General features: G+C 74.4%; 18 protein-coding genes. 9 read left to right on the top strand and 9 right to left on the bottom strand.

Annotation, left to right across the window (positions count from 1 at the left end; all coding sequences use genetic code 11):
- Positions 1 to 83: 83 nt before the first annotated feature.
- The 6 genes from AC6EH9_RS07255 to AC6EH9_RS07280 all read right to left on the bottom strand — a co-directional run bounded on the left by AC6EH9_RS07255 (position 84) and on the right by AC6EH9_RS07280 (position 7,671).
- The gene (locus AC6EH9_RS07255; protein WP_498421836.1) at positions 84 to 857 is read right to left on the bottom strand and encodes a methyltransferase; all 774 of its coding nucleotides are present in this window, start codon (positions 855 to 857) and stop codon (positions 84 to 86) included.
- A gap of 19 nt (positions 858 to 876) precedes the next feature.
- Positions 877 to 4,632: a DNA polymerase III subunit alpha gene (locus AC6EH9_RS07260; RefSeq protein ID WP_498421837.1), complete on the bottom strand. Its 3,756-nt coding sequence runs from the start codon at positions 4,630 to 4,632 to the stop codon at positions 877 to 879.
- Positions 4,633 to 4,779: 147 nt separating this feature from the next.
- A complete protein-coding gene (locus tag AC6EH9_RS07265) occupies positions 4,780 to 6,012 on the bottom strand; it encodes an endonuclease (RefSeq protein WP_498421838.1) in 1,233 nt (410 codons plus the stop codon).
- 148 nt (positions 6,013 to 6,160) lie between these two features.
- Entirely contained in the window at positions 6,161 to 6,613 is a 453-nt protein-coding gene (locus tag AC6EH9_RS07270) for an SAV_6107 family HEPN domain-containing protein (protein WP_498421839.1), read from the bottom strand.
- 11 nt (positions 6,614 to 6,624) lie between these two features.
- Positions 6,625 to 6,990: a DUF6504 family protein gene (locus AC6EH9_RS07275; protein WP_498421840.1), complete on the bottom strand. Its 366-nt coding sequence runs from the start codon at positions 6,988 to 6,990 to the stop codon at positions 6,625 to 6,627.
- Between the two features lie 189 nt (positions 6,991 to 7,179).
- On the bottom strand, positions 7,180 to 7,671 hold the full coding sequence (locus tag AC6EH9_RS07280; protein ID WP_498421841.1) for a hypothetical protein: 492 nt from the start codon (positions 7,669 to 7,671) through the stop codon (positions 7,180 to 7,182).
- 30 nt (positions 7,672 to 7,701) lie between these two features.
- Here AC6EH9_RS07280 and AC6EH9_RS07285 point away from each other — a divergent pair, with 30 nt between their 5' ends.
- Genes AC6EH9_RS07285 through AC6EH9_RS07300 form a run of 4 tightly spaced genes read left to right on the top strand, consistent with a single transcriptional unit; the run spans position 7,702 to position 10,496 of the window.
- On the top strand, positions 7,702 to 8,175 hold the full coding sequence (locus AC6EH9_RS07285; protein WP_498421842.1) for a YbaK/EbsC family protein: 474 nt from the start codon (positions 7,702 to 7,704) through the stop codon (positions 8,173 to 8,175).
- 42 nt (positions 8,176 to 8,217) lie between these two features.
- Positions 8,218 to 8,583, top strand: coding sequence for an ArsC/Spx/MgsR family protein (locus AC6EH9_RS07290; protein ID WP_498421843.1), 366 nt, complete (start codon positions 8,218 to 8,220; stop codon positions 8,581 to 8,583).
- Between the two features lies 1 nt (position 8,584).
- On the top strand, positions 8,585 to 9,178 hold the full coding sequence (locus AC6EH9_RS07295) for a DUF4126 domain-containing protein (RefSeq protein WP_498421844.1): 594 nt from the start codon (positions 8,585 to 8,587) through the stop codon (positions 9,176 to 9,178).
- A gap of 16 nt (positions 9,179 to 9,194) precedes the next feature.
- Positions 9,195 to 10,496, top strand: a complete 1,302-nt coding sequence (locus tag AC6EH9_RS07300; RefSeq protein ID WP_498421845.1) for a phytoene desaturase family protein — start codon at positions 9,195 to 9,197, stop codon at positions 10,494 to 10,496.
- Between the two features lie 32 nt (positions 10,497 to 10,528).
- Here AC6EH9_RS07300 and metF read toward each other — a convergent pair whose 3' ends face one another.
- A complete protein-coding gene (gene metF / locus AC6EH9_RS07305; RefSeq protein ID WP_498421846.1) occupies positions 10,529 to 11,464 on the bottom strand; it encodes a methylenetetrahydrofolate reductase [NAD(P)H] in 936 nt (311 codons plus the stop codon).
- A 171-nt stretch (positions 11,465 to 11,635) separates the two neighbouring features.
- Here metF and AC6EH9_RS07310 point away from each other — a divergent pair, with 171 nt between their 5' ends.
- Positions 11,636 to 12,679: a polyprenyl synthetase family protein gene (locus AC6EH9_RS07310; RefSeq protein ID WP_498421847.1), complete on the top strand. Its 1,044-nt coding sequence runs from the start codon at positions 11,636 to 11,638 to the stop codon at positions 12,677 to 12,679.
- A 54-nt stretch (positions 12,680 to 12,733) separates the two neighbouring features.
- Here AC6EH9_RS07310 and AC6EH9_RS07315 read toward each other — a convergent pair whose 3' ends face one another.
- The gene (locus AC6EH9_RS07315) at positions 12,734 to 13,099 is read right to left on the bottom strand and encodes an Rv2175c family DNA-binding protein (protein ID WP_498421848.1); all 366 of its coding nucleotides are present in this window, start codon (positions 13,097 to 13,099) and stop codon (positions 12,734 to 12,736) included.
- Positions 13,100 to 13,345: 246 nt separating this feature from the next.
- Here AC6EH9_RS07315 and AC6EH9_RS07320 point away from each other — a divergent pair, with 246 nt between their 5' ends.
- The 4 genes from AC6EH9_RS07320 to AC6EH9_RS07335 all read left to right on the top strand — a co-directional run bounded on the left by AC6EH9_RS07320 (position 13,346) and on the right by AC6EH9_RS07335 (position 18,260).
- Positions 13,346 to 14,143 carry a lytic transglycosylase gene (locus tag AC6EH9_RS07320; RefSeq protein ID WP_498421849.1) on the top strand — a complete coding sequence of 266 codons (798 nt, stop codon included), beginning with the start codon at positions 13,346 to 13,348 and terminating at the stop codon, positions 14,141 to 14,143.
- A gap of 133 nt (positions 14,144 to 14,276) precedes the next feature.
- Positions 14,277 to 16,289, top strand: coding sequence for a Stk1 family PASTA domain-containing Ser/Thr kinase (pknB, locus tag AC6EH9_RS07325; RefSeq protein ID WP_498421850.1), 2,013 nt, complete (start codon positions 14,277 to 14,279; stop codon positions 16,287 to 16,289).
- A 97-nt stretch (positions 16,290 to 16,386) separates the two neighbouring features.
- Complete coding sequence (locus AC6EH9_RS07330) at positions 16,387 to 17,373, top strand: deoxyribonuclease IV (protein ID WP_498421851.1); 987 nt, start codon at positions 16,387 to 16,389, stop codon at positions 17,371 to 17,373.
- Positions 17,370 to 18,260 (top strand): DMT family transporter, encoded by an 891-nt coding sequence (locus AC6EH9_RS07335; RefSeq protein WP_498421852.1) that lies wholly within the window; start codon positions 17,370 to 17,372, stop codon positions 18,258 to 18,260. Before AC6EH9_RS07330 ends, AC6EH9_RS07335 begins: the two co-directional genes overlap by 4 nt.
- A gap of 3 nt (positions 18,261 to 18,263) precedes the next feature.
- On the opposite strand, the gene arr is transcribed toward AC6EH9_RS07335, so the two are convergent.
- Positions 18,264 to 18,704 (bottom strand): NAD(+)--rifampin ADP-ribosyltransferase, encoded by a 441-nt coding sequence (gene arr / locus AC6EH9_RS07340; RefSeq protein ID WP_498421853.1) that lies wholly within the window; start codon positions 18,702 to 18,704, stop codon positions 18,264 to 18,266.
- Positions 18,705 to 18,917 lie beyond the last annotated feature (213 nt).

The following is an 18,917-nucleotide window of genomic DNA, read 5'->3' on the forward strand; positions in this document are numbered from 1 at the left end:
GCCTGCCGTTGGGGACCAAACGGTGACCGGAAGGCCCGCGGAGACGCCGTCTGTGACCAAACGGCGCCCTCCGTACGCCGGCCTCAGCGGCGGGCGAGCAGGTGCAGCTGAGCGGCGAGGGGGAAGAACTCGGGACGGCCGGCGACGGCCTGCTCGAGGTCGACCAGCGACTGGGCCGCACCCGGCTCGAGGTCGAGCAGGGAGCCGGGAACGAGGTCGGCGAACACGCGTACGCCGTGCACGCCGGTGACGTCGAAGCCGGCGGAGACGAGCAGCGGCACGATCTCGTCGTGGGTGAAGCGCCGTCCCGAGCGGCCGGTCGCCTCGGTCTCGTCGAGCAGCGCGTGGGCCTGCTGGAAGTGGCCGGCCATCGCCCGAGCCACGACGGCGGCGTGCCGCTGGGCGACCAGGAGGCTGAGCACCCCGCCGGGACGCAGCACCGAGGTGAGGATGCCGAGCGCCGCGGCCGGGTCGTCGACGTACTCCAGGACCCCGTGGCACAGCACCACGTCGGCGCTGGCGGGCGCACGCACGTCGAGCAGCGCCGAGAGGTCGCCCTGCTGGCCGGTGATCCGGTCGGCCACACCGCTCTCGGCAGCCCGGCGGGTGAGGGCGGCCAGGGCGTCGGGGCTGGGGTCCACCACGGCGACCCGGTGCCCGAGGCCGGCGACGCCGACCGCGAACCCTCCGGTGCCGCCCCCGATGTCGAGCACGTCGAGCGCACCGGAGCCACCCGCACCGGAGCCATCGTCACGGAGGTCGGGCAGCACGTCTCCCAGTGCCTCCCACACGACCGCCGTACGTGCGGCGCTGCGTCGTTCGCTGGCTGATCCCATCGCGGGCCCGCTGACTGGCATGGGCACCACCCTAGTGTGCTCATCCGGGACTCCCGGGGCTGCGGTGCCACAGCTTGCGGGCGACGTTCCTGGTCTCCTCGCCGGCCGGCTTGATGTCGGCGTAGGGAGACATCGTGAACCCGCTGGAGTGGACCAGCACCCGCCGCGGACCGGGCGCCTCCCCCGACCCGGCGGGGGTGACCGCCATCGCCGCCCGCACCGCCTCGATCCCCTGCGCGGACGTCGGCGCCGCCTGCCACAGCCCGAACAGCTCGGGCAGCTCCCAGCACCCGGTGGCCCGCAGCGAGACGCCCCGCCGGCCGGTACGGCGCAGCTCGCCGCGCACGAGGAGCAGCCAGGAGTGGAAGACCGTCCTCGCGTAGGGCCCCTGGGCGTCCTCGAAGAACGTCGCGTCGACCGGGCCGGTGGAGTCGTCGACGGTCAGGAAGACCACCCGCCGCCCGGAGCGGATCGGCGGGGTCTGGGTGGCCACCTTGACCCCGGCCACCAGGATCTCGCTGCGGCTGCGCCGGGTCAGCAGATCCTTGCTGCGCACCACCTCGAGCTCGTCGAGGAAGGCGGCGTAGGTGTCCATCACGTGCCGGCTGGCGTCCAGCCCGAGCACCTCCAGCTCGGCGCGCATCCGCTCCTCGGGGCTCATCTCGGGCAGGCCGCTGGGCTCCCCCTCCCCCGGCGCGTCCCCCAGCTCGAGGGTCAGCTGCACCGACGAGACCGGGTCCGGCGCCCGGGTCGCCCGGGACTGGGCGGCCGCGAGGTCGCGCACCCCGACGGCGTGCCCGGCCGCCACCGGCCGGCGGCGTCCGCGCGTCGAGCGCGCCAGCGCCCGGTCCTGCCGCTCGAGCTCGGCCACCTGCAGCAGCAGGTCGCGTCGGGTGATCCGGCCGCGCCGGTGCACCTCGCCGGCTCCCGCGCCGCTCGCGCCCTCGCCGACGCCGATCCCGTAGACCGAGTCGAGGGCGCCCGCGAGCACCAGCCGCTCGAGGACCGGCCGCGAGGGCCGCGCGCGGTGCCACAGGTCGGCGAGCGAGTGGTAGGGCCGGGCCGCGACGATCCGGCCGACCTCCGCCTCGCTGATCCCCTTCACCTCCGCGAGCGCGAGCCGGATGCCGTACCCGGCCGGCTCGCCGTCCCCGCCCTGCTCGGCCTGCCCGTCTGGGCCGGCGGGCCCGGCCCCGATCCGCTCCACCGTGTAGGCCCGGTCGCTGGCCTGCACGTCGAGGCCGAGGACGGTGATCCCGAGCTGGCGGGCGTCGTCGAGGATCAACCGCTTGGGGTACATCCCCGGGTCGTGGGTCAGCACGCCGGCCAGGAAGTGCGCCGGCCAGTGCGCCTTGAGCCACGCCGACTGGAAGGTCGGCAGCGCGAACGCCGCCGCGTGCGCCTTGCAGAACCCGAACGACGCGAAGGACGCCAGCACCTCCCAGACCCGCTCCACCACCGCCAGCGGGTAGCCGCGGGCCAGGGCCCGCGGGAAGAACCAGAGCCGGGTGTCGGCCATCCCCTCGGGGTCCCCCAGCGCCCGGCGCCGCTCGTCGGCCTCGGCGTAGCCGATCCCGGCGAAGAGCGCGATCATCTCGATGACCTGCTCGTGGAAGACCACCACGCCGCGGGTCTGTCCCAGGATCGGGCGCAGGTCGTCGTGCAGGTACGACGCCGCCCGCCAGCCCTGCTTGGCCTCGAGGTAGGGCCGGATCATGTCGCTCTTGACCGGCCCGGGCCGGAACAGCGAGATGTCGGTGATGACGTCCTCGAAGCACTCGATCCCGGACTTGCCGACCAGCTCGCGCTGGCCGGGCGACTCGATCTGGAAGACGCCGAGGGTCTTCGCCGAGCTGATCAGGTCGTAGGTGACCGGGTCGTCGAAGGGCACCTGCCGCTCGTCGTCGAGGTCGACCTCCCGGTCGTCCACCCGCTTGATCTCGGCCACCGCATGGGCCATCGCGGACTGCATCCGGATGCCGAGCACGTCGAGCTTGAGCAGGCCGAGGTCCTCGACGTCGTCCTTGTCGAACTGGCTCATCGGGAAGCCGGCGAAGCTCGCCTCCACCGGCGTCCGGTCGAGCAGGGTCGCGTCCGAGAGCAGCACCCCGCACGGATGCACCGCGACGTGGCGCGGCAGCCCGTCGAGGCGCTCGACGAGACCGAAGAGCAGGTCCAGGCGCTCCTGCCCCAGCCCGCTGGCGCGCAGCTCGGGCAGCTCGCGCAGCGCCGCCCGCGCGTCGCGGGCCCGGATGTGCGGGAACGCCTTGGCGATCGCGTCGGTCTCCGCCGGCGGCATGCCCAGGGCCGCCCCGACGTCGCGTACGGCGTGGCGCACGCGGTAGGTGTCCATCATCGACACGCACACGCAGCGCTCCCCGCCGTACCGCGCCAGGATCGCCTCGTAGACCTCGAGCCGGCGCGCGGACTCGACGTCGACGTCGATGTCGGGCAGCGCCCGGCGCAGCGGGGAGAGGAAGCGCTCCATCAGCAGGCCGTGCCGGATCGGGTCGACGCCGGAGATCCCGAGCAGGTAGTTGACCAGGCTGCCGGCGCCCGACCCCCGGGCGGCGCAGCGCACCCCCATCTCGCGGATCAGGTCGGTGACGTCGCCGACGGTCAGGAAGTACGACGCGTAGCCCAGCCGCCGGATCGTCTCGAGCTCGTCGTCGAGGCGCTTCCAGATCCGCTGGCGCGGCGCCGACCCGTAGCGGGCGCCGATCGCCGCCTCGCAGCGCGCGCGCAGCAGCCCGTCCGCGCTCGCCGCGGCCGGGTCCAGGCCCGCTCCCGCGGACGCCAGCCGGAACTCCGGGAAGTGCACCTCGCCCAGCCCGAGGTCGGCGCGCGGGTCGAGGGCGCAGCGGTCGGCCACCGCGCGGGTGCGGGCCAGCAGCGCGCGGGCCTCGCGCACCGGGTCGCTGCCCAGCCCGGCCAGGCGGACCACCTCCTCGGCGACCTCGGCCATCTGCTTGCCGGACTTGAGGAACCCCTCGGCGTTGACCCGGTCGACGTGGCGGCGGTCCAGCGCGACCAGCCGTCGGGCGGCGTCGAGGACGTCGACGGTCGGGGCGTCGCGGCGATCGGCGTAGCGCACCGCGTTGGACAGCACCGTGGGCACGCCCGCCCGGCGCGCCACCCCGGCCATCCGGGCGGCGTGCGGGGAGCTGCCCGGCCCCCAGCCGGCCCGGCCGGCGGGCAGCCGGTGCGAGACCAGCTCGACGAGCAGGCTCTCGCGCGGCACCACCGCCTGCCACGCGGCCAGGGTCCGCAGCGCCAGGTCGTCGCGACGACTGGCGATCGCCCGGCCGACCTCGGAGCCCGGCCCGAGCAGCACCATCACCTCACCGGAGGCGAGGTGGGGGGCGAGCAGGTCGAGGGTCGCCACCGGCTTCCCCCGCTCGCCGGCCAGGTGGGTGGCCGAGACCAGCCGGCAGACCCGCGCCCACCCGGACCGGCCGACGGCCAGGAGCGTCACCCGCGGCAGCCGGGGGTCGCGGTGGGCGCCGCCGCGCACGGGGGTCCGCAGGGGCGTGGGCGGCGCCGCCTCCTCCCCCGGCCCCGCCCAGCGGGCGTCCAGCGGGGCGACGGCGAGATCCACCCCCAGGAGGGGGCGGATCCCGCCGGCCAGGCACGCCTTGGCGAACTTCACCGCGCCGTAGGTCCCGTCCCGGTCGGTCAGCGCGAGGGTGTCCATCCCGTGCTCGGCCGCCCGCTCGACGAGCGTGTGCGGGTGGGACGCGCCGTACTGCAGGGAGTAGCCGGAGGCCACGTGCAGGTGCGGGAACGGGTCGGGCATGGGGGGCCGCCTCCTGGACAGTCGGCTCGACCCCTGACTGACTCGAACGTGTGTTCGAACAGGTCAACGATAGCCCCGGCCCCGAGGGAGGCGTCAAGCGGGGGCCGCCGGCCGCCGCCGGCGCGCCCGCTCAGCACCCGGGCGCGATCACCAGATGGCCTCGGCCCACTCCGGGTGGTCGATGAACGGGTTGCGGTTGCGCTGGTAGGTCTCGTAGATGACGTCGTTGCGGCGCCTCTCGAAGGCGTCCGGCGGGTCCTGGGCGTTCCACTGCAGCAGCACCGAGAGCTTGCCGTGCAGCGGCGCGGTGCCGTTGCCGACCACGTTGTTGACCTCGAGGTCGGGGAACCCGTCGCCACCCTCGTAGCGCACCGACATGAAGAAGATCATCCGCGCCACGTCACCCTTGATGGCGTTGCGGGGCTCCCAGGAGTCGGCGTCGGCGTAGTTGCCCGGCGCCTCGGAGTTCTGGGTGCCACCGGCGTCGAAGTCGAGGTTGCCGCGCGCGGAGTTGACGCTCACGTCCTCGGGGCGCAGGTGGTGCAGGTCGGTGCCCGGGCCGGTGGCGGTCCCGAAGTCGCCGTGGGACTTGGCCCAGACGTGCTCGCGGTTCCACTGGGCGACCCCGCCGCCGTTGTTGGACTTCGCCATCGAGAGCCCGCTGTAGAGGGTGCGGATGTTGGCCGAGTTCGACGGATCCTGGTCGGTGACCTTGAGGGCGTTCCACACCGCGTCGTAGGAGAGCTTGGTGACGCCGCGGGAGATGATGGTGTGCAGCGCCGACTCCAGCGCCGCGCCGCTCTTGCCGAGCGCGGAGGCGTAGTAGGTGGCGTCGTAGTCCGTCGAGCCGCCGGTGGCCGGCGGAGGCGTCTGCCCACCGCCGGAGCCGCCGTCCCCACCGGTGCCGCCAGCGAAGGCGAACGCCGTCGCGCTGGTCAGGCCCGGGCGCGAGAAGTACGCCGCGAGCGCGCCGGTCACGTCGATCTGGCGCCCCAACAGGGCGGGGTTGGTCTTCAGGCCCCACCCGGAGCGCAGGGCGCTGGGGATCTGGACGTAGAGCATCTTGGTGGTGTCGGTGACACCGGCGGTGTCGGCGATCGCCAGCGCGTAGTCGCTGGGGAACCCGCTGCGCACCACCGTCGTGGAGGCGGTCGGCTGCCCGACGACGTAGCCCCGGACGGTGGCGACCGAGCCGTTCTGGGTGGCGCGGGCCGCGGCCACCGTGATCGGCGTGGCGGCCTGGGCGGCCTGCCCCGTCGAGTCGCCCTGGAGAGGGGCGGTGAGCGGGGTGGCGGGCGCGAGCGCCAGCAGGGGGATGAGGAGGAACAGGGAGAGCACCTGCGCCGCACGACGGCGACGCAACCCGAGACTGGGGGGCATGAGGCTCCGATCAGGAGAGGACGACGAAGTGCCCGGCGGGGCGCCGGGCCCCCGCAGCCTGACGCCCCGCGGGCTCGGCGTCCAGACCCGAAACCCCGTGTTCTCGCCTTCTTCTCACGGGCGCAACAACCGCCCCGCCTCAGAGGTTTCAGGCGACCCCGGAGCGCCGGACCGGAGCCACCGCACGGGCGGGGAGCGGCACGTGCGGCATCAGGCCGAGCGCCGACTCCACGACCGCGAGGAACCGGTCGGCGTCGCGGACCAGGTCGTCGGCCTCACGCTCGGTCACCGCCCGCGTCGAGCCGGCCTCGGCGGCGGCGCGCTTGCCGGCGCCGGCCGCGAAGAAGGCGGCCCACTCCCGCAGCTCGGGAGCCACCTCGGCGAGCAGCACCCAGGCGTTCTTCTGCTGACGCCGCCGGCTCGCGACCGGCAGGGCCCGGGCGGCGAGCAGCGCGGCGGCGGCACGCAGCGCCGAGACGTGCGCGCAGGCGTAGCGGGTCGGCACGTCGGCGGCGGTGATCGCCTCCTGCAGCGACTCGGCCGAGCGGGCGAGGTAGGAGTGGGTGGTCGCGGGCAGGGAGTAGGGGCTGACCTCGAGCATCGCGGGCCGCCTCAGTCCACACAGCCGACAAGGCGCCAGCCGCCGTCGGCCCAGTCGAAGGCCAGGTCGAAGACGCCCCGGCCCGCTCCGCCGGTCGCCACGCCGCGACCGGCCTCCACCCGCCAGAGCTCCCGCTCGCGGAGCAGGTCGGGCGCCAGCAGCGCCCCGTCGGCCGGGACCCGGGACTCCTCGGAGCCGATCACCGCCCGCACCCCCGCGGACTGCCACCACGGGCTGGTCTCCACCCAGTGCGCGATGACGTCGCTGACCTTCCACAGCCGGCCGTGCCAGAGGAACTGCTCGGGCCCCTCGAGCGTCGAGCCCGGGCCTCCCACCGGCCCCTTGCGGACCTCCACCGGGTCGTCGTAACGCCGCATGCCTCGCTCCTTCGTCGCCACCCCGCACCGGTCTCGACCCCGGAGGGCCCGGAGGGGGCGGGGGTCGAGGTCGCCCCCACCGGGCCCGTTGCTCGAACGCGTGTTCGAACAACGCCACGGTACACCGCACCACCGACAGGACGTCAACCCCCGGCGCGCCGCCGGGCGGGAGCGCAGAACCGCTCGGCCTCAGGGGGCCTCGGGGTGCCACAGGCAGGGCAGCAGGGCGACGTACAGCGCGATCGAGAGCCAGGCGACCACGGCGAGCACCGTGGGCGGATCGGCCCGCAGCCCGATCACCGCCGCCACGATCCCGAAGCCCGCCAGCGAGGTCAGCGCGCTGCGCGACCACGTGGCCTGGTGACGCCAGAACGCCAGCAGGACCCCGATCAGCGGCGCCATCACCAGGAACAGCACGACCGCCACCGGCACGAAGGCCGGCACCTGCAGCGCGCTCTCCTCGATCGCCGGAACGCCACCGTCGGCGAGGATCTCGCGTGCCGTCGGGTTGCGCCCGGCCCAGACCTCCACCAGCTCCTCGCGCAGCGCCGCGGTGAGCGCCACCGCCACGCCGAGCAGGACGATCTGGGCGAGGAGCAGCGCCGTCCCGATCCGCACCGGTGTCAGCCGCCCGAGCCCCGGCAGTCGTCGCAGCATCTGCCCGGTGGGTCGTCGGCTCATCAGGCTCCCTCGTGTCGTTAGGGTCGAAGTATGCCGAGCGAGCACCCCGCGATCACCCGTTTTCGCGAAGAGCACCGGCGCCGCGGCGGGTCCGGCGAGATCGTCGTGCTCCCCGACGCGGTCCACACCGCCGCGCTGGCCGCCGAGGCGCTCGGGTGCGAGGTGGGAGCGATCGCCAACAGCCTGCTCTTCGACGCCGACGGCCGCCCGGTGCTGGTGCTCACCTCCGGCGCCCACCGCGTCGACACCACCCGCACCGCCGCGCGACTGGGTCACGACCGGCTGCGCCGCGCCTCCCCCGACTTCGTCCGCCGGCACACCGGCCAGGTGATCGGCGGGGTCTCGCCGTTCGCGCACCCGGCCCCGATCCCGACGGCCGTGGACTCCTGGTTGCGCAGGTACGACGTGGTGTGGGCGGCCGCCGGCCACCCCTCGGCCGTCTTCTCCACGACGTTCGAGGAGCTGATCGCGATGACCGGTGCGGTCGAGATCGACGTCGACTAGCGTCACCGCACTCCGACATCGCCACCTGACAGGAAGGCCCGCATGGAGATCTGGATCAACCCCGCCTGCGCGAAGTGCCGCACGGCGCAGGCGACGCTCGACGAGGCCGGCGTCGACTACACCGTGCGCCGCTACCTCGACGATCCGCCCAGCGCCGACGAGCTGGCGGCCGTGCTCGACCGACTCGGGCTGGAGCCCTGGGACGTGGCCCGCTCCAAGGAGGCCCGCGAGGCCGGCATCGACCTGCCCCGCGACGCCGGGCACCGCGCGCAGTGGCTCGCCGCACTGGCCGCGCACCCCCGGGCCCTGCAGCGCCCGATCCTGACCGCCTCCGACGGCACCACGGTGGTCGGCCGCGACCCCGAGTCGCTGAACGCCGTCATCGACGCGGAGAGCGGGGGCCACTGACGTGGAGTCGCTGTCCCTGGCCTTCTCCAGCGGCTGGGCGAGCGGCGTCAACGCCTACCTCGTGGTCCTGGTCCTGGGCGTCGCCGACCGGGTCGGCGGACTGGAGCAGGTCCCCGACGTGCTCGCCCGCTGGGACGTCCTCGCGCTGGCCCTGGCGCTCTACTCCCTCGAGTTCGTGGCCGACAAGATCCCCTGGCTCGACTCCACCTGGGACGCCGTGTCCACGACCATCCGGCCCACCGTCGGCGCGGTGATCGGGGTGCTGCTCGCGGGCGACGCCGACTCCCTCGGCCAGGCCGTCTCCGGCACCGTCGGCGGCGCCACGGCGCTGGCCTCGCACGCGGTGAAGGCCGGCACCCGGCTGGCGGTGAACTCCTCGCCCGAACCGGCCAGCAACATCGTGGTGAGCATCCTCGAGGACGTCGCGGTGCTGGCCGTGGTGTGCTTCGCGATCCAGCACCCGCGCGCGGCGGCCGCGGTCGCGGCCGTCCTGCTCGTCCTCGGCCTGGTGCTGACCTGGTTCCTGGCCAGGCTCGTGCGCCGGGGCTGGCAGCGCTGGAAGGCCCGGCGGGCCGCGAGGGCGCAGCTCGTCTAGGTCTAAGGTGCACGCCATGGCGCGTGCGGTGGTGGTCGGTGGCGGCTTCGGCGGGTTGGCCTCGGCGGCACGACTCGCCAAGCTCGGACACGAGGTCACCCTCGTCGAGCGGGGCCAGGCCCTCGGGGGCGCTCTGTCATCGGTCCGCGAGCAGGGCTACACCTGGGACGCCGGCCCGACGTACACGCTGCTGCCGGCCGTGCTGCGCGACCTCTTCCGCAAGTCCGGGCGCCCCCTCGAGCGCGAGCTGGAGCTCCTCGGGCGCGAGGTGGTCCGCGAGCACCGCTTCGAGGACGGCACCAGCGTGGCGCTGCACGGCGGCTCGCGCGCCGCGCAGCTGCACGCCTTCGACGCCCTCGCGCCCGGGCTCGGCGAGCAGTGGTGCACCTACGTCGCGTCGTACGCCGCGGTCTGGGACCTGCTGCGCCGCGACTACCTCGAGCGCCCCTTCGACGCCGCCCTGGCCAGCTCCGAGGCCCGAGCGCTGCTCGAGAGCCGCGAGATGATGCACCGGCGGCTGCGCCGCAGCCTGCGCGACGAGCGGTTGCGCCTGGTCGCCGGGCACGACCTGGTCGCGGACGGGCACGACCTGCGCAACACGCCGGCCTGGCTCGGCCTCACCTCCTACCTGCAGCAGCGCTTCGGCGCCTGGACGGTCCCCGGCGGGATGGCCCGCCTCTCGCAGGCGCTCACCGAGCGGCTGGCCACCCGGGGCGTCACCGTGCTGAGCGGGACCGAGGCCCGCGACGTCGTCGTGCGCGAGGGCCGGGCCGTCGCGGTGGCCACCTCCGCCGGCGACCTCGACGCCGACGTCGTGGTCTGCGCGATCGACCCGCGCCGGCTGCCCGCGCTCGCCGTCCACGTCCGGCGCACCATGCCCGCGATCCCCCCGGTGGTGTGCCACGTCGGGCTGCGCGGGGAGGTCCCCGACCTCGGTGCCGAGGTCGTGCTGCACGGCGATCCGACGCTGGTGGTGCGCACCGGCGGCCAGGCCCCCGAGGGGGGCTCCGCCTGGACCGTGCACGGGCGCGGCAGGCTGGCCGAGGACATCCTCGACGCGCTGGCCCGCCACGGCATCGACGTGCGCGAGCAGGTGGTGGTGCGCGTGGACCGCTCGCCGCGCGACCTCGTCGAGCGGTGGGGAGGCTCCCCGCTCGGGCTGCTGTGGCAGGGCCGGGGCACCGTCCGTGCCCGGCTCGGTCCGACGACGCCCGTGGCGGGGGTCTACGCCGCGGGCGCGCACGCCACCCCCGGCTCGGGCCTGCCCTTCGTCGGCCTCTCCGCGGCGCTGGTCGCCCAGCGGGTCGGGCCCGCCTGAGCGTGCCTGCGCACGCCGACGCGTGAGCCCGGCTAGACCGTGATCCGCAGCGCCTCGAAGATCTCCAACGTCGCCCGCGACCGGTTCAGCGTGTAGAAGTGCAGCCCCGGGGCTCCCCCGGCGAGCAGCTGCTGGCATAGCTCGGTGGCGATCTGGACGCCGACGCGGCGGACCTCGGCGGGGTCCTGGGCCGCGGCCAGTCGCGACGTCACCTCGTCGGGCAGCGCGGCGCCCGAGAGCTCGGCCATCCGCTTGATCTGGCCCGCGTTCGTGATCGGCATGATGCCCGGCAGGATCGGGATGTCGACGCCCAGCGCCCGCACCCGCTCCACCAGCGAGAAGTAGTCCTCGGCGCGGAAGAAGAGCTGGGAGACCGCGAAGTCGGCGCCGGCGCGCGCCTTGTCGGCCAGCACCCGGGCGTCGTGCTCGAGCGACTCCGCCGACGGGTGGCCCTCGGGGAAGGCCGCCACTCCGACGCAGAAGTCGCCGAGCTCGTGGCACAGCTCGACCAGCTCGACGGCGTGCGTCAGCCCGCCCTCGGTCGGCGTCCACGGGGCGCTCGGCCCGTCCTGGGGGTCTCCGCGCAGCGCCAGGATGTTGCGCACGCCGGCGTCCGCGTAGGCCCGCACGATCTCGGCCAGGTCCGCTCGGGTGTGCCCCACGCAGGTCAGGTGCCCCATCGCCCGCAGCGACGTCTCGCGCGCGATCCGACCGGTGATCTGCACGGTGGTGTCGCGGGTGGTGCCGCCCGCGCCGTAGGTGACCGAGACGAAGGTCGGCTGATAGGGCTCGAGCTCGCGGATCGCGCGCCACAGCTGCTCGACGCCGGCCTCGTCCTTGGGAGGGAAGAACTCGAAGGAGATCGACCGCTCCCCCTCGCGGATCAGCTCGCCGATGCTGCGGACGCTCCCGCCCGTCGGGGCACCCGCTCGGCTCTTCTCGGGACCACCTGCAGCTGCATCGACCATGGCGCGATTGTAGGTTCGGCCCCCTCCCGTTCCCGGCACCGTCCACTGGCTAGTCTCATCAAGGTGACCTCGCCAGTGTCCGAGCCCGAGTCGGCTCAGCCCTCCCCCGCCGATGCTGTGCCTCCCACTTCTGTGCCGCCCACAACTGTGCCGCCCACCTGGGACGCGGCCGTGTTCAGCGCGCAGATCCAGGAGACGCTCGAGGAGTTCCTCGACGAGCAGGTCACCCGCCTGGCGCCGCTGGGTGACGACGCCGCCCGGCTGATCGCCGAGGCCCGCACCTGCGTGGCCGGCGGCAAGCGCCTGCGCGCGGCGTTCTGCTGGTGGGGCTACCGGGCGGTGCGCCCGGACGTCCCCGACGAGAAGGCCCTGCTGCGCGCCTGCGCGGCCCTGGAACTGCTGCACGCCAGCGCCCTGGTCCACGACGACCTGATGGACGCCTCCGACACCCGCCGCGGGCGGCCCGCGACGCATCGCGCCTTCGAGAGCGAGCACCGCGCGCAGGGCTGGACCGGCAACCCCCTGCAGTACGGCGCCGCGGCCGCGATCCTGCTCGGCGACCTGCTGCTGACCTGGGCCGACGAGCTGCTGCGCCGCTGCGGGCTGCCGATCACCGACGTGGCGCCCGCCCTCGACGTCTTCGACCTGTGCCGCTCCGAGGTCGTCGCCGGGCAGTTCCTCGACGTGTCCGTCCAGGCGCGCGGACGCGCCGACGTGGACACCGCGATGACCGTGCTGCGCTACAAGTCGGCGAAGTACTCCATCGAGCGCCCGCTGCACATCGGCGCCGCCCTGGCCGGGGCCGACGAGGAGCAGCTCGCCGCCCTGGGCGCGTTCGGGCTGCCCCTGGGCGAGGCCTTCCAGCTGCGCGACGACCTGCTGGGCGTGTTCGGCGACCCCGAGACGACGGGCAAGCCCGCCGGGGACGACCTGGTGGAGGGCAAGCGCACGGTCCTGGTCGCGCTCGCGCTGGACGAGGCACCCGCCGCCCGGGCACAGGTGCTCGACCGGGCCCTGGGCACCGCCCTCGACGCGCCGCAGGTCCAGGAGCTGCGCGAGATCATCGACGACGCCGGCGCGCGGACCCAGGTGGAGGCGGTGATCTCCGAGCTGGTGCGGATCTCGATCGCGGCGCTGGACCGGGCGAGCGCCGACGAGCAGGCGCGTACGGCGCTGCGCGCCCTGGCCGCCGCGGCGACCGACCGGGCCGTCTGACGCGACCGGTCCCGGCCGGCCCCTCAGCCGGATCGGGGGCTCAGCCGGGTCGGCTCAGAGCGCCATCGCCTGCGCGCGCCGCTTGACCTCCGAGCCGCGGTTCTCGCGCAGCGCGTCGATCGGGCGTCCGGGCAGGTCGAGGTCGGTGAAGATCCACTCGATGCACTCGCGGTCGTCGTAGTGACCGTCGTGCAGCATGGTCAACAGCCCCGGCAGCCCCTTGACGACGAGGCCGTCCTGGAGGAAGTCGGCCGGGATCTTCTGACCCTCGCCCTCGACCGGGACGGCGGCGGCCAGCTCGTGCTCGCGGATCATCGTGCGGACCTTGCCGACGCTCACGCCGAGCTCGCGGGCGGCCTCGGCCCAGTCGATCCAGTCGGCGACCAGGGCGCCGAGGTCGGCTTCGTGAGATGCGGTCATGCGCACAGTGTCCCACCGGCGGCTGCGGCCCGGAAATCACACCCCGGCTCGATGATGCGCCTCGACGTACCGCGACATCGGCGAACCACACGGGCATCCCCAATCCCTTGCGTCACACCGTTACCGTCGAACCACGGCCCGGCGCGCCCCGGCCGGGGCCACTCGGGACCCCGCGTGCGCCTGACCGACGGAAGGGATCCGGTCACCATGACGACGCCCCGCACGTTTCCCCGCACGTTCCCCCGCTTGCTCTCCCGCCTCCCCCGCCCGCGTCTGCTCAGACCCGCGGTGGCTCCGCTGCTGGCCGGCGCGCTGCTCGCCGGTCCGCTGGCGGTGACCGCCGCCGCCCACGACCCGCTGCCGCCCGGGCGCCGCATCGTCGTCCACACCGTGCAGCCCGGCGACACCGCCACCGGTCTCGCGGTGCGCTACCACGCCTGGACCGCGGAGCTGGTGGACCTCAACCACCTGGGCCCCGAGGCGACCCTGCGGGTGGGCCAGCAGGTGCGGGTCCCGGTGGTGGTGGCCGCGGCCCGCAAGGACCGTTCCCAGAAGCGGTCCCACCAGCGCTCGACGCGCCCCGAGCCCGCCGCCCGCCAGACCCCGAGCGCCCGCGGCGGCGGAGCCGGGAAGGTGAGCCGGGAGCAGGTACGTCGCGCGATCACCGCCGAGGCCCGCCGGCTCGGCGTGGACCCCCACCTCGCGCTGGCCGTCTCCTGGCAGGAGTCGGGCTGGCAGATGGACCGCGTCTCGTCGGCGAACGCGATCGGCGCCATGCAGGTCCTGCCTGACACCGCGGCCTGGATGGAGCTGTACGCCGGGCGCTCGCTGAACCCGCACCACCTCGACGACAACGTGACCGCGGGTGTGTGGCTGCTGCGGGTGCTCGATGGCCTCACCGACTCCCGCCGCCACCAGCTGGCCGCCTACTACCAGGGACTCGGCGCGGTCCGCGAGCACGGGCTCTACCGCGAGACCCGCGGCTACGTGGCGAACGTGGCGGCCATCCACCGCCGGCTGAGCCAGGGCCTGCCGCCCGCCTGAGCGGGCGCCCACGCCACGCCGGAGAGGCCCGCCGAACCGGCTGTTCGCGCCAGTCGTCCGTACGATTGGCTGTCGGATCCTTCCCCATCCGGCAGACGGAGGACTCCCCGTGGACCACGGTGCCGCTCAGCGCATGCGCCCACCCCGCCCCGGCGGGGACGCCGGCGACCCGCTGACCGGGCGACTGCTGGACGGTCGCTACCGGATCGGCAGTCGCATCGCGCGCGGCGGCATGGCCAGCGTGTACGAGGCCACCGACACCCGCCTGGACCGCGTGGTGGCGGTCAAGGTGATGCACCCGGGGATGGGCGACGACCACGACTTCGTGGCCCGCTTCGTCCGCGAGGCGCGCGCCGCGGCACGGCTCTCGCACGTCAACGTGGTCGGGGTCTACGACCAGGGCGAGGACGCCGGATCGGTCTACCTGGTGATGGAGCTCGTCGCCGGCCACACCCTGCGCGACGTCATCCGCAAGGAGGCGCCGATGCCTCCCGCGCGGGCGCTGGCGTTGCTGGAGCCGGTGCTCTCCGCGCTGGCCGCGGCGCACGGCTCGGGGCTGATCCACCGCGACATCAAGCCCGAGAACGTGCTGATCGCCGACGACGGCCGGATCAAGGTCGCCGACTTCGGCCTGGCCAAGGCGGTCAGCGCCGACACCCAGCACACCGCCACCGGTGGCGTTCTGATCGGCACCGTCTCCTACCTGGCCCCCGAGCTGGTCGTGGACGGGCGGGCCGACGCCCGCGCCGACGTCTACGCCGCCGGGGTGGTGCTCTACGAGTTGCTCACCGGCCGCAAGCCGCACGAGGGCGAGTCGCCGATCCAGGTCGCCTACAAGCACGTCCACGAGGACATCCCCGCGCCCTCCCTGCTGGTGCCCGGCCTGCCGGCGTACGTCGACGCGCTGGTCGCCCGCGCCACCGCCCGCGACCGCGACCAGCGGCCCACCGACGCCTCGGTGCTGCTGCACCAGGTCCGCCGGGTCGCCCAGGCCCTGGCCGACGGCGTCCTGGACGACGACGACCTGACCGCCGACCTGCGGCCCCGCCGGGTGCTGATCTCCCCCGACGACCAGGCGTTCCACGACACCGCCCCCGACGCGTTCGACCGTGCCGCGGTGCCGCCGCCCGAGCCGAGCAGGGCGCGGACCGCCCCGAGCCACCCCACCGCCGCCGCGGCGATGCTTCCCGCCCCCGACGACGACCGCGAGCACACCAGCGTGGTGGAGCTCGACCACCGTCCGCCCCGCCCCCGCCCCCGGCGCCGGCGCCGCCCCGTCATCCTGCTGCTGGTCGTACTGCTGGTCGCGACGGCCGGGGCGGGCGCCTGGTGGTACGCCGTGGCCCGCTACACCCCGGTCCCCGGGGTGATCGGGCTGAGCGAGGCCAAGGCCGTCCAGCGACTCGAGGCCGCCGGGCTCGAGGCGAGGGTGGGCGAGGGCGCCTACTCCGAGACGGTCCCCGCCGACCTGGTGCTCGCCGCGGACCCGGGCGCCGGCGACAAGGCGCTGGACGGCGACGTCGTCACCCTGACCCTCTCGCTGGGCAAGGAGCGCTACCAGGTGCCCAAGCTGCGTGGGATGACCGAGCGCCGTGCCGAGCAGGCGCTCGAGAAGACCAACCTCGACGTCGGCCGCAGGGTCGAGCGCTACCACGAGACGGTCCCCGCAGGGACGGTGCTGAGCAGCGACCCCAAGGCGGGCACCAGCCTCAAGCCCGGCATCGCGGTCAGCCTGGTCGTCAGCAAGGGCCCGCGCCCGATCAAGCTCCGCGACTGGACCGGCAAGGAGGCGGCCAAGGCGCTGGCCTGGTTCGAGGCCAAGAACCTCGAGGTCGAGCAGAGCAAGGAGAACTCCGACGACGTGGCCGAGGGCGACGTCATCTCGCAGTCCCCCGACTCCGGCACCCTCTACGGCGGCGACACCGTCACCCTGGTGGTCTCCGAGGGCCCCGAGCTGGTCGAGGTCCCCGGCGGCCTGGTGGCCAGCGGGATCGAGGACGCCCGCGAGAAGCTGGAGGGGCTCGGCTTCGAGGTGGACGTCCGCGACCACACCGACTACCTCGGCCTGGGCTACGTCTTCCGGGTCTCGCCCGGCTCGGGCGACAAGGTCGCCAAGGGCAGCACGATCATCCTCTGGGTGATCTGAGGCGCTGGGTGATCTGAGGCTCTACCTGAGCTGAGGCAGGATGCGGGCACCGGGTCCGGGAGGCGAGGCCCCGACCTCGCTCGCCTACCCTTCTGCCATGTCCGTCGCACCCGTCCTGACCGTCCCCGACCTCACTGCGGGAGCTGCCGCCCCGGCACCCGATCTGGCCCGGCGCAACCCGGTCGGCACCCACGTCCAGGTCGGCAAGGGACTGGTCGCCGGGGCGCTCGCGTCGGCCGAGCAGATCGGCGCCGAGACCATCCAGGTCTTCGTCGGCAACCCCCGCGGCTGGGCGCTGTCGGCCGGCCGGGCCGAGGAGGACGAACGCTTCCGCGCCGCGTGTGCCGAGCGCGGCATCCGCGCCTTCGTCCACTCGCCGTACCTGGTGAACCTCGGCTCCCCCACGCCCGCGACCTACGAGAAGTCGGTGGCCGTCGTGGCCCACAACCTGCGCCGCGCCGCGCGGATGGGAGCCGAGGGCGTGGTGGTGCACACCGGGTCGTTCGTCGCCCCCTCCGACGACGCCGACCAGAGCGCGGCACGCTACGCCGCCGCGATGCGCCAGGTCCGCGACGGCCTGCTGCCGCTGCTCGAGGAGCTCGACGCGGGCGATCCGGACTCCGCACCGTGGCTCCTGCTCGAGCCGACCGCGGGGCAGGGCCGCTCGCTGTGCGCCGGGGTCGAGGACCTCACGCCGTACCTCGCCGCGCTCGACGACCACCCGCGCGCCGGCATCTGCCTGGACACCTGCCACGTGTTCGCCGCCGGAGCCGCGCTCGACGAGCCGGGTGGCGCGAGCGCCGTCGTCGACCGGATCGTGGAGATCGGCGGGCCGGACCGGCTGCGGCTGATCCACGCCAACGACTCGATGGACGTGCGCGGCGCCTTCAAGGACCGCCACCAGAAGATCGGCCAGGGACACATCGGCGTCGACGCCTTCCGCGAGCTCTTCGCGCACCCGGCCACGGCCGGCGTGCCGTTCGTGCTGGAGACCCCCGGCTCGCGTGACGCCGACGACCCGGACATGGCGCTGCTGCGCCAGCTGCGCCTCGAGGCGGCGGGGTCGGCCGTCACCCGCGAGTGAGCGCTCGCCGGACCTCGCTGCTCGCCACCTTCGCCCTGCTGGCGATCACGGCGTCGTGGGGCTCGACGTTCTTCCTGATCGAGGACCTGCTCGACCGGATCCCCACGCTGGACTTCCTCGCGGTGCGGTTCGCCATCGCGGCGCTCGCCATGCTGCTGGTCGCGCCGCGGGCGATCGCGCGGCTCTCCCCCGCGTCACGACGCGGCGCCCTGGTGCTCGGGCTGGTCTACGGCCTGGCCCAGATCCTGCAGACCGCCGGGCTCGCGCACACCTCGGCCAGCGTGTCGGGCTTCATCACCGGCATGTACGTCGTGTGCACCCCGCTGCTCGCCGCGCTCCTGCTGCGCACCCGGATCACGGGGCTGACCTGGGGCGCGGTGGCGCTGGCGGCGCTCGGGCTGGGCGTGCTCACCCTCGACGGCTTCGCGGTCGGTTACGGCGAGGCGATCACCCTGCTCTCGGCCGTCCTCTACGCCCTGCACATCGTCGGCCTGGGCGCCTGGTCGCGGCCCGGGGAGGCGCTGGGGATGTCGATCCTGCAGATCGTGGTGATCGCCGTGGTCTGTCTCGTCGCCACGGCGCCCGACGGCGTCGTACTGCCCGAGTCGCCGGGCGACTGGGCCTCCATCGTCTACATGGCCCTGGTCGCCGGTGCCCTCGCCCTGCTCGGGCAGACCTGGGCCCAGGGCCACCTCTCCCCCACCCGCGCCGCGATCATCATGAGCATGGAGCCGGTCTTCGCGGCCTTGTTCGCGATCGGGTTCGGCAACGACTCGCTGACCCTGCGGATGCTGCTCGGCGGGGCACTGGTGCTGACCGCGATGCTGGTGACCGAGCTGGTGCCGCGTCGACGCATCGAGGCCGAGGTCCCGCACATCGCCGTGTGAGCCTCACTCGTTGATCGCCTCGACGCCCTGGCGCTCGAGCTCCTCGAGGCGATCACGCATCTGCCGGAGCACCGCGGGCGGGTGCGGCTCCCAGTCGGGGATCTCCTCGACGACGCGCAGCGGCTCACGGGTGCGGTAGGACCGGGTCGGGTTGCCGGGGAACTTCTTGTCGGTGAGGTTCGGATCGTCCTCGAACGGCCCGATCGGCTCCACCCGGTAGATCCGCCCGGGCCCGTCGCCGGCCGCCAGCTCGGCGCCCCAGGTGGCGGCGTCCAGGGTGGCCGTCAGGTAGATGAAGTTCGCCCGCTGACGCTGCCCGAAGTTGGAGGTGAACCCCGGCTCCAGGAGATCGCCGGGCCGCAGATCGGCCTTCGTGCCGTGGAAGAACGGTCCCGGGTCCTCGGGACCGGACAGCGGCCGCGTGGCGTCGGAGTGTTCGCTCACCTCGCCATGATCACCGATCCCTGAGGTTTCTGCCCAGGGGCTGGACGGCATCACGCTGCGGGCACGGTCGTGAACCGGTGACCGTCTTCGTAGGCGCGCTCGGAGAGTGCAGGCGAGGCCAGCGGGCCCGGGCGCCAGGCGCGGAAATTTAGTTGTCCACAGATTTGGTCTCGGGTCGCGTCAGCGGCCAGGACTGTCGGTGGTCGCTGCTTG

This window comes from Nocardioides sp. Z21_20, from assembly GCF_059766585.1.